At 63.7% G+C, this 15,039-nt stretch carries 11 protein-coding genes and 1 pseudogene; 6 read left to right on the forward strand and 6 right to left on the reverse strand.

The features are described 5' to 3' along the window. Genes DFP89_RS14735 through DFP89_RS14745 form a run of 3 tightly spaced genes read left to right on the forward strand, consistent with a single transcriptional unit; the run spans position 1 to position 5,915 of the window. Entirely contained in the window at positions 1-2,436 is a 2,436-nt protein-coding gene (locus DFP89_RS14735; protein ID WP_245948771.1) for a tellurite resistance TerB family protein, read from the forward strand. Further along, on the forward strand, positions 2,436-3,740 hold the full coding sequence (locus DFP89_RS14740) for an ATP-binding protein (protein ID WP_114350154.1): 1,305 nt from the start codon (positions 2,436-2,438) through the stop codon (positions 3,738-3,740). Before DFP89_RS14735 ends, DFP89_RS14740 begins: the two co-directional genes overlap by 1 nt. Positions 3,741-3,752: 12 nt before the next feature. Further along, positions 3,753-5,915: a DEAD/DEAH box helicase gene (locus DFP89_RS14745; RefSeq protein ID WP_114350155.1), complete on the forward strand. Its 2,163-nt coding sequence runs from the start codon at positions 3,753-3,755 to the stop codon at positions 5,913-5,915. 367 nt (positions 5,916-6,282) lie between these two features. On the opposite strand, the gene DFP89_RS14750 is transcribed toward DFP89_RS14745, so the two are convergent. Then, a complete protein-coding gene (locus DFP89_RS14750; protein WP_217371715.1) occupies positions 6,283-6,744 on the reverse strand; it encodes a DIP1984 family protein in 462 nt (153 codons plus the stop codon). Between the two features lie 174 nt (positions 6,745-6,918). On the opposite strand from DFP89_RS14750, the gene DFP89_RS14755 reads away from it, so the two are divergent. The 3 genes from DFP89_RS14755 to DFP89_RS20150 all read left to right on the forward strand — a co-directional run bounded on the left by DFP89_RS14755 (position 6,919) and on the right by DFP89_RS20150 (position 9,972). Further along, the gene (locus tag DFP89_RS14755) at positions 6,919-7,467 is read left to right on the forward strand and encodes a metallophosphoesterase (RefSeq protein WP_105291515.1); all 549 of its coding nucleotides are present in this window, start codon (positions 6,919-6,921) and stop codon (positions 7,465-7,467) included. A gap of 181 nt (positions 7,468-7,648) precedes the next feature. Continuing rightward, positions 7,649-8,692 (forward strand): IS5 family transposase, encoded by a 1,044-nt coding sequence (locus tag DFP89_RS14760; protein WP_114350156.1) that lies wholly within the window; start codon positions 7,649-7,651, stop codon positions 8,690-8,692. A 590-nt stretch (positions 8,693-9,282) separates the two neighbouring features. After that, positions 9,283-9,972, forward strand: coding sequence for a hypothetical protein (locus DFP89_RS20150; RefSeq protein ID WP_147273319.1), 690 nt, complete (start codon positions 9,283-9,285; stop codon positions 9,970-9,972). Between the two features lie 191 nt (positions 9,973-10,163). On the opposite strand, the pseudogene DFP89_RS14765 reads toward DFP89_RS20150, so the two are convergent. The 5 genes and pseudogenes from DFP89_RS14765 to DFP89_RS20575 all read right to left on the reverse strand — a co-directional run. Beyond that, a pseudogene (locus DFP89_RS14765) lies at positions 10,164-10,791 on the reverse strand (transposase). A gap of 171 nt (positions 10,792-10,962) precedes the next feature. Then, entirely contained in the window at positions 10,963-12,744 is a 1,782-nt protein-coding gene (locus DFP89_RS14770) for a recombinase family protein (RefSeq protein WP_245948773.1), read from the reverse strand. Between the two features lie 153 nt (positions 12,745-12,897). After that, positions 12,898-14,379 carry a hypothetical protein gene (locus DFP89_RS20155; RefSeq protein ID WP_147273320.1) on the reverse strand — a complete coding sequence of 494 codons (1,482 nt, stop codon included), beginning with the start codon at positions 14,377-14,379 and terminating at the stop codon, positions 12,898-12,900. Beyond that, entirely contained in the window at positions 14,376-14,708 is a 333-nt protein-coding gene (locus DFP89_RS14780; protein WP_114350159.1) for a hypothetical protein, read from the reverse strand. The genes DFP89_RS20155 and DFP89_RS14780 overlap by 4 nt, the downstream gene beginning before the upstream one ends. Before the next feature lie 113 nt (positions 14,709-14,821). Beyond that, on the reverse strand, positions 14,822-15,039 hold a 218-nt coding region (locus DFP89_RS20575), incomplete at its 5' end, for a hypothetical protein (protein WP_220269847.1).

Genomic DNA, 15,039 nt, shown 5'->3' on the forward strand with positions numbered 1-15,039 from the left:
ATGCTGAGAGTGCTTCGCGCCATTGTCCTGTATCTCGTGTTCATGTTCCTGACCGTCCTGGTCGTGGCCTGGGCGATGCCGGACGCGCCGGTGCTGCTGCAGCTGGCGCTGTTTTTCGGAGTTCCCGCCTGGTTGGTCCGCCGCAGCACGCGCAGGCGGGCTGCGCCAGAGACCGCCGGTGCGCCCGCCGCGCCTGCGGCCGATGCGGCACCGCCCGTGCCGCAAAGGGATCCCGAAACGCTGGAGGAATTCGAAGAGGCTCGGGCGCGGGAACCTGCCCTGCGATGGGTCGGTGGGGCGCGGGCCGATGGCAAGGCGCCTCGGCCTTCGACGGCCGAACCGCGGCCAGCAAGCCAGGCCGCCGCGCCTTGGGGTTCGGCAGGACAGCCGGCGAAAGGGGGGTGGGTGCCTTCGGGTGGCCAGGTAGTCGTCGCGGGACGGACGATCGGCGGCATGATCTATGCCGGGGCGCCCTTTGGGCAGGCAGGGCAGTCGCGGGCGTGGATCGATCCTGCGCTGCCGGCCGGCGCCAGCGGACGCGACAAGGCCGGCGAGGATCTGCCCTATTGGCCGGCTTATGCCGCCCTCCCGCCGCGCAGCCGGGCAACCTATCTGGACTGGCTGGCAGGCGGGCGGGCGAGTGCCGACTATGATGTCGGCTATATGTTCCTTTATTTTTATGGACTCGAGCGGCGCTTCCTGTGCGACGACCCCACCGAGGATGAGCGCCACGTCATCCGGGCCGAGGTTGCCCGGCTCATGGCGCTTTACCCTGACAGCGGCTCCGCCCGGCGCTATCTGGGGGAATTCCTGCAACTGGCCTGCTGCATGATGGATGACGCCGGCACGACCCCGCCCGAGGTCGAGGGCGGCTGGGAGCTGCCTCTTGCGCTGCGCTTTGCCTTGGGTCGGCGGGTCGCTGCGGGCGAGCCGCTGGATGCCCAATGGCTGCTGGCGTGGTTGAAGTCCCATCCCGAAGGAAACCTGCGCACTCCGGCGCGTCGATGCGCGGCCGAGTTCGACGTCCTGTTCCGGATCCTGTTCGACAGGCGCTTCCCGCAGGGACTGCAGGTGCGGGTGCCGCGCAAGGCGCTCAGCGTGACCTATCGCGCTGCCTCGGGCGAATTCGACTTCGAGTTCGCTCCGAAGATCGCGGGTCGCGCGGTTCCCGACATCACCGGCCTGCACAAGCCGATCGAGATCGCGCAGGAAATCGCAGAAGAGGCCTGCGAGGCCTTGGACAAGTTCAGCCGTTATCTGGGCCGCAATCCCGAGGGACGCGGGTCGTTGGAGGCCCAGGCCCTGCTGCCCATCGAGCTGGCGTCGGCCTTTCCCTCCGGTCAGCTCGACGCGCTGCGGGACTGGGCGCGCCGGATCGTCGCAGGCGATGGTCTGGTCCCTGTCAGCGCCTTGATGACTCGTCTCGAAGGGCAGGTCGGACCAAAGCTTGCGCGCCGGCAACTGACCGATGCGGCGGATGTGCTGGCGCGGATCGGCTTCGGCCTGGCCCCGGATCCGCGTTTTGCCCTGCGCGCGCCGCGGCTTGATGAGCCGGTTGTGCTGTTCGAATTGCCGCAGCCGGTGGCCCGGCTTGAGGATGTGGGCGAAGAGTTCCGGAGTGGGCTGTTGCAGATCGCGCTGGGCTGCGTCGTCGCACAAGCGGACGGACAGGTCTCGCCCGACGAAGAGCGGGCGCTGCGGGCACAGCTTGACGAGATCGCGGGCCTGACCGAGGTCGAGCGCATCATGCTGAAGGCCAATCTGGACTGGTTCCTGGCGGTGCCGCCGGACATGGTGCAGTTGCGCGGCCGCATGAAGGAGGTCGGCACGGGACAGGAGGAAAACCTGCGCCGCGCCGTCGTCTCGGTCACCCATGCCGATGGCGCCGTCGCCGCGGCCGAAGTGGCGGGCGTCGAGCGGATCTATCGCGCCCTGGGCCTGGACCCGGCGCATGTCTATTCCGACCTCCATGCCGGCGGCGCCCCGGACGAGCCGGTGCGCGTCCGCGACGCCGACCCCTCACCCGACGCCGAGGCGATCCCGCCCGCGCGCCGCAGTAGCGGCCTTGACCCCGAACGGATTGCGGCCATCCGCGCCGATACCGCCCGCGCCTCGGCAGTGCTGGGCCAGATCTTTGCCGCCGAGCCGGAAGCGCCCGAGCCGTCGGCAACGGATGCGCCGCAAGCCTTGCCGGGGCTGGACCTGCGTCTTACCGCCCTGCTTGGCGACCTGATCGGATCGGAACGCTGGTCCGAGGCAGCGTTCTCGGACTTGGTCCAGCGTCACGGGCTGATGCCGGCCGGGGCGCTGGAGGCGCTGAACGAATGGGCATGGAATTGCTATGACGAGGCGCTGATCGAGGAATATGACGGCTATGAAGTTTCGACCACGCTGATCGAGCGGATCAAGGCGGAACTGACAGGGAAGGAAATGTGATGTCCAAGCTGAAACCGCGTGAACGCGATGCCATTGTCCAGGCCCTGCGCGCCGGGGTGGTGCCGCGGCTGGGCCTGCGGCATATCCAGGTCGGCCGCGCCCGCGAGATCGAAGAGATCCTGCGCGACATGGACCGGATCGCCGGCGGCGGCGCGTCGATCCGCTTCATCATCGGCGATTACGGCTCGGGCAAGACGTTCTTCATGAATCTCGCGCGGCTGGTTGCCTTGGAAAAGGGCATGGTCGTCATGTTTGCCGACCTGGCCCCGGATCGGCGGCTGCATGCGACCGCAGGCCAGGCGCGCAACCTTTATGCGGAAATGGCGCGCAATCTGGCCACGCGGACGAAGCCCGATGGCGGGGCGCTGGCCAGCGTCGTCGAACGCTTCGTTTCGCAAGCCCATCAGGAGGCGGACGACCGCGACCTGTCCACCACCGCGGTCATCCGCGAAAAGCTGGCCCATTTCGAGGAGCTGACCGGCGGGTTCGACTTTGCGCAGGTGATCCGCCGCTACTGGGAGGGCCATGAGGCGGGCGACGAGGACCTGAAATCCGCGGCGCTGCGCTGGCTGCGCGGCGAATTTGCCACGCGCACCGATGCACGCAAGGCCTTGGGCGTGCGCGGCATCGTCGATGACGCCAGCGTCTACGACCATCTCAAGCTGATGTCGGAATTCGTGCTGGCTGCCGGTTACAACGGCCTGCTTGTCGGCTGGGACGAGATGGTGAACCTGTTCAAGCTGAATTCGGCGCAGGCGCGGAATGCGAATTATGAGCAGGTGTTGCGCATCCTGAACGACGTGCTTCAGGGCAGTGCCCGCCATCTGGGCTTCCTGATGGGCGGGACGCCGGAGTTCCTGATGAACACCCGCCGCGGGCTTTACAGTTACGAAGCCCTGCAGTCGCGCCTCGCCGCCAACAGCTTCGCGCGCGAGGGGCTGGTCGATCTGTCGGGCCCGGTCATCCGCCTGACGAACCTGACGCAGGAAGATCTGTTCGTTCTGCTGTGCAATGTCCGCGCGGTCATGCAGGGCGATGGCGAGACCTTGCCCGACGAGGCGCTGGAGGCCTTCATGGCGCATTGCCAGGAACGTATCGGCGAGGCCTATTTCCGCACGCCACGCAACACGGTCACGGCTTTCGTCAATATGCTGGCGGTTCTGGAGCAGAACCCCGGGCTGGTCTGGACGGATCTGATCGCGCAACTGGAATTGCGCGAGGACACGGGGGAGGACATGGCCGATGTCGATGAAAGCACGGGCGGCACATCCCCCGAGGACGACCTTGCCAGCTTCCGGCTCTAGGCGCGGCGCGGCATGACGCCGGCCTTCTACCGCCTGTCCCGCCCGCTGCAAAAGTGGATCAGGGCGCAGGGTTGGACCGGGTTGCGTCCGTTGCAGGCCGAGGCCATCGGCGCGATCATGGACGGGACGGCGGATCTGGTGGTGACGGCCTCGACCGCCGGCGGCAAGACCGAGGCCGCGTTCCTGCCGCTGATCTCGCAGGTGCTGGACGACCCGCAGGCGGGTGCCGGTTTCGACCTGCTGTATCTTGGCCCGCTGAAGGCGCTGATAACCGATCAGGCCCGACGCCTGGACGGCATGTGCCACGAAACCGGCCTGCCCGTGGTTCCCTGGCATGGCGACATCGCGGGCGGCATCAAGACGAGGGCGTTGAAGAATCCGCGCGGCATCCTGCTGATCACCCCGGAATCGCTCGAGGCGCTGTTCATCCGGCGTGGCAATGAAATCCCCGGACTGTTCGGCGCATTGCGGGCGGTGGTGATCGACGAGCTACACAGCGTGCTGGACAGCGAGCGCGGGGTGCAGATGCGGTCGCTGCTGAACCGGACCGAAAGCCGGCTGGGCCGCCCCTTGCGTCGGATCGGCCTGTCGGCCACGCTGGGCGACATCGGCCTGGCCTGCGCCTATCTGCGCCCGGACGATCCGGACGCTGTCGGGCATATTGCCGCTACCGGCGGCGGGTCGGAATTGCGTGTGCAGCTTCGCGGCTATGTCGCGGGCGGCCCCGATCCTGATGAGCCGGCGGCTGCCGATCTGGTCGCCGGACACCTGTTCCAAAAGCTTCGCGGCAGCAGCAACCTAGTGTTTGCCGGCAGCCGCGAACGGGTCGAGATCTATGCCGACAAGCTGCGCCAGCTGTGCGACGCGGCGGGATTGCCGCAGGAATTTCATGCCCATCACGCCAGCCTGTCGCGCGAGCACCGCGATTTCGTCGAGCGGCGGCTCAAGGACGGGCGACTGCCGGCCACGGCGATCTGCACCTCGACGCTGGAACTGGGGATCGACATCGGTGACGTGACCTGCGTGGCCCAGATCGGCGCACCATTCAGCGTCGCCTCGCTGAGGCAGCGCCTTGGCCGATCCGGACGTCGCGCCGGTCAGCCGGCCACCCTGCGGCAATATGTGATCGAGGCATGGCCGCGCCCGGACGCCAACCTGGCGGATCGGCTGCGGCTTGATCTGGTGCGTGCCGTCGCGATGATCGACCTGCTGATCGAAGGATGGTGCGAACCGCCGGCGCCCCAGGCGCTGCATCTGTCAACGCTGGTCCACCAGATCCTGTCGGTGATCGCCGAGCGCGGCGGTGCGACGGCTGCGGGTCTGCACCGCCTGCTCTGCCGGGAAGGCCCGTTCCGCAGTGTCGATGCCGCGCTTTTCCAGCAGGTCCTGCGCGCCATCGGCCACCGGGATACCGGCCTGATCGAGCAAGCCGACAACGGCATCCTGCTGCTGGGACGCCGCGGCGAAAAGCTGGTCGAGCACTACAGCTTTTACGCCGTTTTCCAGACGCCCGAGGAATACAGCCTGCAGAACGGCGCCGAGAAACTCGGCACATTGCCCGTGCACAATATTCTTGCACCGGGCTCGTTACTGATCTTCTCGGGTCGACGCTGGCAGGTGCGCGAGATTCACGCCGAGGCGCGGGTGATCGTGGTGGATCCGGCCAAGGCCGGCGTTGTACCTGATTTCGATAGCAGCCCGGGTCTGATCCACGACCGCGTGATCCAGCGGATGTTCCATATCCTTGGCGATCGCACGGTGCCGGTCTATCTTGAACCGCTTGCCGCCGCGCTGCTGGAACAGGCGCGAAGCAGCTATTCGGCGCTGGGCGGCGAGCGCATCCATGAACTTTCGCCACGGGCTTTTCTGCTGATGACGCGACGGGGAACGGTCGCCTCGACCACGCTGGCGCTCGCGCTGCAATCCGTGGGCTTCCGGGTGCAGCTCTATGACGGCGTTCTGGAGGTTCTGGCCACCGACGCCACCCCCGATCTGCGCGCCTTCCTGACCGGCATCGCCCGGGGCGCCAGCGTGGACCTCTTCGCCCATGACCCGCCCTTGTGCTTCGAGAAGTTCCACCCCTTTCTGACCCGGCCGCTGTTGGAGCAGGACGCGTCGTCGTCGCGGGTCGATCTGGCTGCGCTTGCAGGCCTTTGCAAAGAGCTGACGGATTGAAGGCCGACAGCCGTGGCGGGGCGGGGCCGCGCCCCTGTCGCTCGCCACGGTATCCTGGAACTGGACAGGCGCTCTGTTCGGTGGTCGCGTCTGTCATCTTCGGCCGGTGGCGCTTTCATTCACCGTTTCCGCCGCTTTGACGATTGGCCATGATCATTCCGCTCGGCGCGGAACGATCCCCCTTGCCCTCCCTCTCCTGCAATCGGATCAATACGCGGTTGTGAGGTTTCACTTTCACCTTGCTCCTGTCACAGTGCGGGGCATGAGCTGTGTGGGCACGCCGCCCCTGGCGCTGTTGCAGGTTCCGGACTTCGCCCGCCGGTGGGGATGTATTCGCTTCCGATCGCCGGATACCGGCCAAACCCTGTCAGTCAATCAGTTCCGTATGCCAGTTCGCCTCTTGAACTCGGGAATCGAGATCACGCAATTCCTTCGCCAGCGCATCGGCGGTCTTTTGTATCGCCGCAACCGATATCATCGGACGCCAGCGCACCTCGCTGCGCGTGCCAACCAGCCATGTCAGCGTGGCCTCTTCGGCAAGGTCCCGATAGGCGCCTTGTCGCAGCCGCAACACGTCGCGGGCAGCCAGCGCATCGGTCAGGACACCGCCGTCGAAGGCCGTCCGGCTGTTGGTGCGGTTGATCCGGGCGATCATGCGCTGCAGATCCGCCGCAAGCCGGTCATGCTCGGCCAGAAGGCTGGCCGGATCCTCGGCGGGTTCATCGCCCTCCTGCACCTTGGCATTGCGCAGAAATCGAGCTTTCAACTGCTCCAGGCGCTTTGTAATATCGCTGCGCTGGACTAGCGCCTCGGCAAGCTTCATGGTCATCTCCCCCTAGTCGGCGTTGCAAGCAGGACGTTACGCCGAGGTTGATTCGTCCGATGTCCCTTGGGTTCTAGCCGCCTCATGCGTCATTTCCGGACGTGTCGCAGAAACCGGGGGCTTTTACGGCCGGCACCATATCGCGATATTGGTCGTGCCCCCCAGTCGAGAGGTTCCCGCATGGCCCATTTCTTTACCGCCGATACCCATTTCGCCGATGATCCGGTGCGGCGGTTCTTCGAGCGTCCCTTCGCCTCGTCCGCTGCGATGGATGCCGCGATGATGGCCCGTGCCGGAGTGGTCGGCGCCGAAGACGACCTGTGGATCATCGGCGATTTCGCGGCTTGCGAGAACGACGCGGGGCGCATGGCCGCGCAGGCGGCCTTCGCTGCCTTGCCTGGGCGGAAACATCTGGTGCGCGGCAACCACGATCCCGACTGGTTGGTGCACACACTGCCCTGGGCCTCGGTCCACGATCTGGTCGAGCTCGCCATCGGCGATAGCCGCTTCGTCCTGTGTCATTATCCGCTTGTTACCTGGAACGGTGCGCGGGCTGGGGTGGTGCAGTTATTCGGCCATGTCCATACACGCTGGCGCGGTGCCGAGGGGCAGGTCAATGTCGGCGTCGATCAATGGGATTTCACCCCGATCACACCGGATCAAGCGGAATTGGAGGCTTTGATGCTGCCGCCGTCGAATTTAAGGCGAATGGCGGAAGGGGCGGAGTGAATAAATGACCTCCTGAATGACTGGAATTCACTTGGGTGAGGGCCCATTGTCTATGATTGTCAGACATGGTTCACGAGGTTTCAGGAGTGGCTTCTGATGAGCAATAGGGCACCTCGAAAAATTGCGCTGACCGGGCCGCCGAGTTAGGACGCAGAAGGCATTCGGCTGCTGGAGCGTGACGATGGCGCAGATGGGTTTCTTCGATCTTTCGGACCGCTACGCGAGCCTGGATGCCAAGCGGGACCCGCTGGTCGAGATCGATGCCATCGTGCCCTGGAAGGAGTTCCGGCCGACGCTTGAAGGTGTCTGGCGCAAGCCTGAGGCGGAGCGCAAGTCGCGGGCGGGGCGCAAGCCGATGGACGCGGTGGTGATGTTCAAGACGCTGGTTCTGGGCGCCCTCTACAACCTGTCCGACGACCAGATCGAGTATCAGGTCCGCGACCGGCTGTCCTTCATGCGGTTCCTTGGTCTGGGGCTGGAGGACCGCGTGCCCGATGCAAAGACCGTCTGGCTTTATCGCGAGGGGCTGGCACAGGCGGGCATGGTCGAGGCGCTGTTTCAGCAGTTCGACGGCTATCTGGCGCGGCAAGGCTACATCGCGCGGGGCGGCCAGATCTTGGATGCCTCCATCGTGCCGGTGCCGAAGAACCACAACACGCGAGATGAAAACCGGGCGATCAAGGCCGGCGAGGAGCCCGAGGGCTGGGCCGAAAAGCCCGCCAAGCGATCGCAGAAGGACGTGGATGCCCGCTGGACCAAGAAGCACGGGAAATCCCACTACGGCTACAAAAACCACGTCAACGTGGACCGCCAGCACAAGCTGGTGCGCCGTTACCACGTCAGCGATGCGGCCCTGCATGACAGCCAGGCAGTGGATCATCTGCTGATGCGGGGCAACACTGGCGCAGGGGTCTGGGCTGATCCGGCGTATCGGTCCGTAGAGATGGAAGCCAGGCTGCGCGCGTGCAAGCTGAAGAGCCACATCCACCGCAAGGGCAAGCGAGGCAAGCCACTGACTGAACAAGGCAAGGGCAGCAATCGCACGAAATCCTCGGTGCGCGCACGGGTCGAGCATGTCTTCGGCGCGCAGACCAACGACATGGGCGGCACGCTGTTGCGCACCATCGGCCTGGTGCGGGCGAAGGCCAAGATTGGGATGAAGAACCTCGCCTACAACATGCGTCGCCTCGTCCAGTTGCGCCGCCTGAACCCCTGCCCGGCGTGATCCGGGGCGCCGAAGTCAGCCCCCAAGGGCCGAAAGGCGGCGCAGTCCTCCGCCCGTAAAGCCCGCGAAGCCAACACGCCACACCCTGCCCAGACACGTCATGTGTTCCTCAAGCCGTCGAACCGGCCAAAGAACAGCGCAAGCGGTCAAAAATCGAGGTGCCCAATATTTTATAGATGTCCCACGGCCAGAGGGCGCAGCGCCAGCCTTTTTCAGAAAGAGCCATGGCGGGCCGCGTCGATCGTCGAGCTCTCAGCATCGTCTATCGCTATGGGTTGCCCTATTGTGATACGCCCCGCGATTCGGGTTCATCGGACAATCTAGAAGCGCTGGACCTAAATGAGTGTATTCACCCAGGATCATGCCCGGCCTAACGGAAGGACAGCTGACAAGAACACCGTCATTGTCAAAGCGACCTACCCGATTGGGCGGAGAGGGCGGTTCGCCATGTCTTCCATCTTTGCGTGTGAATGGTGCAGCAGCAGGCGGCGCATGGATCATTCAAGTCTGGGCCGGGAGGCGGCAGAAAATGGAATGGTATCTTGCCGTTTGATGTATAAAATTGATGACTGGAAGCAGAAGGTGATTCGATGAGCTTTGAGAGAGATGTTAACAATTTCCCGGCTTCCTGGCGTGGAATTGTCGAAAAGTGGTCTGAGTTTAATGCGCAGTATTATGACCAGAATTCAGACCTGCCTGCATGGTATGTTGAAAACTCCAATTCAGCACTTTTTTCTGCGGCGGCTTGGGTGGAGGGGCATCAGGCACTCTGCGAGGTGGATGTTGACAAGAAGATTTATCCCGGGACTCCAGGAAGACCGGCATCCTACCCAGGCAGAATGGATATTGAGCTTATTGTTGACGAAAAAATCTACTGGGTGGAGGCAAAGCGACGAGCATTCACACTGAGCCGAGAGTCGAATTACTCGTTTCGTCACGCCTTCTTGGCTACGTCTGTTAATGAAGCGCACGCCAATGCCCGGCAGTGCAGGTCTGCGGCAAAGAAAATTGATGCAAAAATGGCATCCATTGTTTTCTTTTCTGGGCACATCGATCCCGAGGCGGCTGAGAGGGAGCAAAATTCTACACCGCAGATGCGAGCAGAGATGGTTGCAAAAGAAATTTCATTACTTCGAGAAAATATGCGCTCAATGGCAAAGGAGATGGGTGGAAGACTGTTCCATTCGGTATCCAGTCAGCGTGACTACAGGATTTATAAAGATTGGCAAGGCTACTATTGGCCCGCAGCATTCGGTCTGGTTGCCGTAATCGATGAATAATTTTAAAGTTATCCGGCCTGCCCGAACCTGACATCCCCGCTATTAATCCCGCCATCAAACCATGGATGGCGGGATGGATAGTCATCGAAATCGACGCGCTCCAAGACTTAATCGAACGGCTTGTTGTGATGATGTCCTGCTAAGTGGTGTAGCTCACCGTGGGCCTCGCGCTTTTTGGCGGGCCGAGCTGGTCAGTTGCTCTGTGCAGCAGGCAGACTGACAGTGAGATCATCGCAAATCGGCGCGAGGGTTTCCAGCGTCATGTAGCGCCCGCGCTGAACGGTCAATTCCTCCGTCTGCTCCATCAGGATGGCGCCCACGAGGCGGCGGATCGAGGCCTCGTTAGGAAAGATGCCGACGACGTCTGTGCGCCGCTTGATCTCGCCGTTGAGACGCTCAATCGGATTCGTGGAGTGCAGCTTGGCGCGGTGCTGCTGAGGGAAGGCCGACGCGCTCGTCGATTTCTTCGCAAAGCCGGCTGACCTGGCTCTTGGAGATCCCGGTGCCACCCATGGCTTGCACCAGATCATCCATGGATCGCGTCGAAACGCCATGCACGTAGGCTTCCTGGATCACCGCCGTCAGCGCCTTCTCGACGGAGCGCCGGGGCTCGAGAAATGATGGGAAGTAGGAACCGGTGCGCAGACGGGGGATCCGTAGCTCGACGCTGCCAGCCCGGGTCTCCCACTCCCGGCCGCGGTAGCCATTGCGTTGCGCCAGTCGCTCGGCAGACCTTTCGCCGTAATCAGCGCCGGTCCTGGTGCCGACCTCCAGTTCCATCAGCCGCTCGGCAGCAAAGCCGATCATCTCGCGAAGCAGGTCCGTATCGGCACTCTTCGCGTTGCTTGGCTCCGCCGGTGACCTTTGTGCTGTTCAACTTCGCGCGGCTTTGGGACTGGTTGAAGTGGCGGCCATCCCGGGCATCTGGGTAATGGGCAAAAGGGAAAAGATCGATGTGGTCGCTCGCGCTGCATTGCAGCGGGGTAGGCGTCAAACCGCACATTTTAACTCAGGTAGGTTACGGTGGCTGCACGTCCCCGCAACCAAAACTAATTCTCCAATAGTATCAGCATGTTGAGAATCTGCTTTGGCAGATGCCGAACTGATTGCTGCATCACGCCCCGCTTTCCGAGGGGCTTTTTTCGTCTGTGCTGCCGCCTCGACGATCTCATGCACCGACTGCCCACAGGCCAGACGCAACAGACTGGCCAGCGCGCCGTGCAGGTGGATCGCGAGACCGGGTTTGCCGGTCTGGCTCTCCTCCGTTGAAAACGGCACCAGCTCCACCTTCTCGATCAGCGCCCGCAGTGCTTCCTTCGCCTCGTCCATCCGCTCGGCTTCCGACAGGCCTGCGATCAGCTGGCTGATCCGGGCGCGGTAAGTCTGCGCCATACCCGGGTGAATGCGGATCGGGTCCGGGGCAGGGGAGGTCGAGAGCTGGCGCTCCAGGTCCTTCCGGCGGGCATCCAGTTCTATCATTCGGTCCTTGACCTGTTCCGCGGGAACCCCGGCGATAATCGCGTCGACCAGCTTCTTGTGATCGGTCGAGACCTGCTTGAGTTCTCTCTCCAGTTCGGCCCGCCCTGCGGCACGGGTCGCCTGCAGCCGGTTCCGCTCGGCGGCATATTCCTCGCAGAAGATGCGGACCGCTTCTTCGTCCATCAGATGATGTTCGAGGGCGCTCAGAGCGCGGCCTTCCAGATCCTTCTGCTTGATGACGGCCATGTTGGTGCAGGCGGCGGCGCCCTTCTTCCGCGCGGTCGAGCAGCCGAAACCATCCTTGGACACTTTCGAAAACCCGCCGCCGCAGCATCCGCAGGTCATCAGGCCCGAAAACAAGAACTTCGGCCGCCGCCGGTCCCAGATCGGGACATCGGAGTTCTTGGTCTTCATCGCCCGCTGCCGCGCCTTCACCTGATCCCAAAGCGCGTCGTCGATGATCCGCAGGTGCGGCACGGCGACCGAGGTCACCCGGTCCTCGGAGTTCTGCCGCGAGTTCCGTTTGCCGGTATCAGGATCCTTGCTGTAATGCAGCCGGTTCCAGACCAGGCGCCCGACATACAGTTCGTTGTTCAGGATGCCGGTTCCACGTTCGCGATTGCCGAGGATCGTCGAGGTGCCCCAGAAGCCGCCGCGCGGGCCGGGGATCTTCTCGAGATTCAGCGCTTCGGCGATCTTGCCGGCCGAAATGCCTTGCGCGTAATCCTCGAAGATCCGGCGCACCACCTCCGCCTCGATGCGGTTGACGGCGCGATCGCCGTGCTCAAGCTTGCCGTTCACCGAGATCCCGGGCAGCACGTCGTAGCCATAGGCATTGCCGCCCGCCAGCTTGCCGGCCCTGACCCGGCCCTTCTGGCCGCGATGGGTCTTGATGCCGATGTCGCGAAGCAGGATCTGGTTCATCGTCCCCTTCATGCCGATCAGCATGGCATCGACCTTGCCTTCGGTCAGCGTGTGGATCTCGATGCCCTGATGGTCCATCCGCTCGTGGAACTTGGCAATATCAGCGAGCTTGCGCGATAGCCGGTCCATGGCTTCGGCCAGGACAATCTCGAACCGGCCCGCCTTGGCGTCACGTTGCAGCGCCTCGATCCCGGGGCGGAACATGCTGGCGCCCGAGGTGGCACGGTCGTGGTAGGTGGCGACAACCTCCCAGCCTTCCCGAGCCGCCAGCTCCCGGCAGGAGTCGGCCTGATCCTCGATCGAGGCATCGCGCTGTTTGTCCGTCGAAAAGCGCGCGTAAATCGCAACGCGCAGCGGGGGTTGGGTCACGGAAACATCTCCTGATGTGCAGGCGATCATTCATCGGTCGCGCTGTGGTCACGGCGCGCCGCATCTCGCGCCAACTCCCGAATGAAGTGGTGCAGCAGCTCCTTCTGCTCGCGTCCGGAATCGGAAAGCGGTTGCGTCCTCGGCAATGCCCCATCAAGCTGGTCGTGCCGCGATATCCGCTTTTGCGGCGTATGATGTGCAGGGCGAGGCGGCTTTGGCATGGCGACAGGGCTCGATGGTATTGGCTTGCCATCGACCTGCCCTGAAACTGACAGTCTTTTTGGGAAACAAATCCCTAGTTTGCAAATTGTTGTTTTTGATCGATTTTAAGGTGTTGCGATGGAGGATTGGTCCCGGGAGTTCGAAAGGCTCTGCCGCACGAGGGTAGCCGAAGAGCGCGCACCGGATTCCGCCTTTGCCGATCTGCAACCGGTTCTGCTGTTTCTGGACCCGGCTAGGTTCGGTGCGGAATTGACGACTGTGCCAGCCCTGATCCGTCAACGATTCCAGGCGCGGCCGCTCCGTCAGGTGCTTTCGCTCTCGCCGGATGATCCCGAACTCGATCCCTTCATGGACCCCTGGCAGCGCAGGCAGTTCCGCGAATTGGGCTATGCGCTGACGGTGCTGGTTCACCTTCCTTTGCAGCACATCCCGCGCGGCAGGCGGGCGTTGGCCCCGGTTGAACTGGCCCTGCGGGAAGCGCTGCAGCTTTGGGCCTTTGCGCTGATCCCGGCAATAGAGGCGATCTTCGCGCAAAGCAAGGCACTTAAGAGCGGATACGCGTCGCCCTTTGATTGCCTCGCGCAAAATGCGCCGCATCTTTTGGCTTTGGCCGATCACTCCCGTGTCGGGCGGGCCGCCGACGAGATTGCAGTTGATCGTCCCGATGATGCCGAGGACCAGCCCGCGCTGCGCGAGTTCGTTCGTGCGCAGGCCGATGAGGGACGCAAGCATCGGCTCGTCATTGCCGGTGAGGGCAGCCGCATTGGCGGCAATTGCGGAGGCTTGCGGCAGCGCCAGACAGCCCGCGCTGTCGCGGCCTGCGGGACGCATGTGGATCGCGCGGTGATGGCCGGAGAAATTCTGCAGCGCATCGAATTGCTGGACCTGCTGGCCAAGGCGCGCCGAGCGGCGGCGGCGATCATGTCCGCGCGGCCCGGCGAGATGCGGGATTATACCGAAGGCATGGATCGGCTCGACGGGGCGGGCGCGCATGGTCTGCGCCGTGATCCGGCGGGGCTGGGCAAACGCAGGCTTGCCGCAGCAAATGCCATCAACGCGGCGCAAAAACCCGATGCGCTGATCCAGCCGCCCATCCCCGATGCCGGTATCCGGTTCAGCCCGCAGGAACTCGCAGCGCTGGCCTTTCTCTGCGACATCGACCCTTTCCATCTCTGCGCCCAGCATCATCTGCTTTGCCCCGAGATCCTTGCCGCCCGTGCGCTCGGTGCCATGCAGTTCCAGCGTAGGGACGAGACGCGCGAGGCGGTCGAGCCGCTGCTGCCCTGGCTGCGGACCAGCAACGCGCCACGGAATCCGGGGGCCGACCCGATTGAAACCGGTGCCCGCGACATTGCCGCCGCCATCATCAGCCTGCGCAATCTGTTGATTGAGGAGTGAGGTAAGCAGTATCACGCTTTTGCCTCCGCGATCATCCGCATGGCGTCCTCCAGAATACTGCTCTGGAACTCAGGCCTGATCTGTCCATCTAGGGAGAGGAGGGTGATCTTGATGTGGAGTTCGGCGCGGTTGTTTGCCGTGGTCTGGGCGATCCTGCCCTCGATGTCGGCGATGCGTGTCGAGAGGTCGGCCATAGCGGTGAAGTGGGCGCGGCCGGTTGCGGTGGCGAACCCGGCGCTGGCGGCACGGCGGTCGTGATGGGCGTGGGCGGTCCAGGCGCGCTGCCAGTCGGCGAGGGCGGTGGTGAAGATCTTGCGCGGGGTTTGGGGCCGGGGTTTGGGCATGGGGCGCCTCGCGGTTGGGGGGCATGATGTGGAAGAAAGCCGAGCCTCCCAGGGGTTCTGGAGCCTTTATCGCTGCGGTGGTCGGGGCGTGGCCACTGCCTGGGCGGCATTCTTCAGCCTGTTCGGCAGGCCGGAAGCTGAGAAGCTTCGGATGGTGATTGCGCGCATTCCGGCTCGGGCGCTGCGGCAACGGTCTCAATCTGATCGAGCCATTTGGCGGCGTCGTTGCCCGAGAGTGTTGATTGCCACTGAGATTTGACCCGGCAACAGCGGAAATTGTCATTGAGAATTGACCCATGTGCAACCTTGCCCCGGCTTGAACCAGCTGGGG

The organism is Paracoccus lutimaris (assembly GCF_003337565.1).
Taxonomy (GTDB): domain Bacteria; phylum Pseudomonadota; class Alphaproteobacteria; order Rhodobacterales; family Rhodobacteraceae; genus Paracoccus; species Paracoccus lutimaris.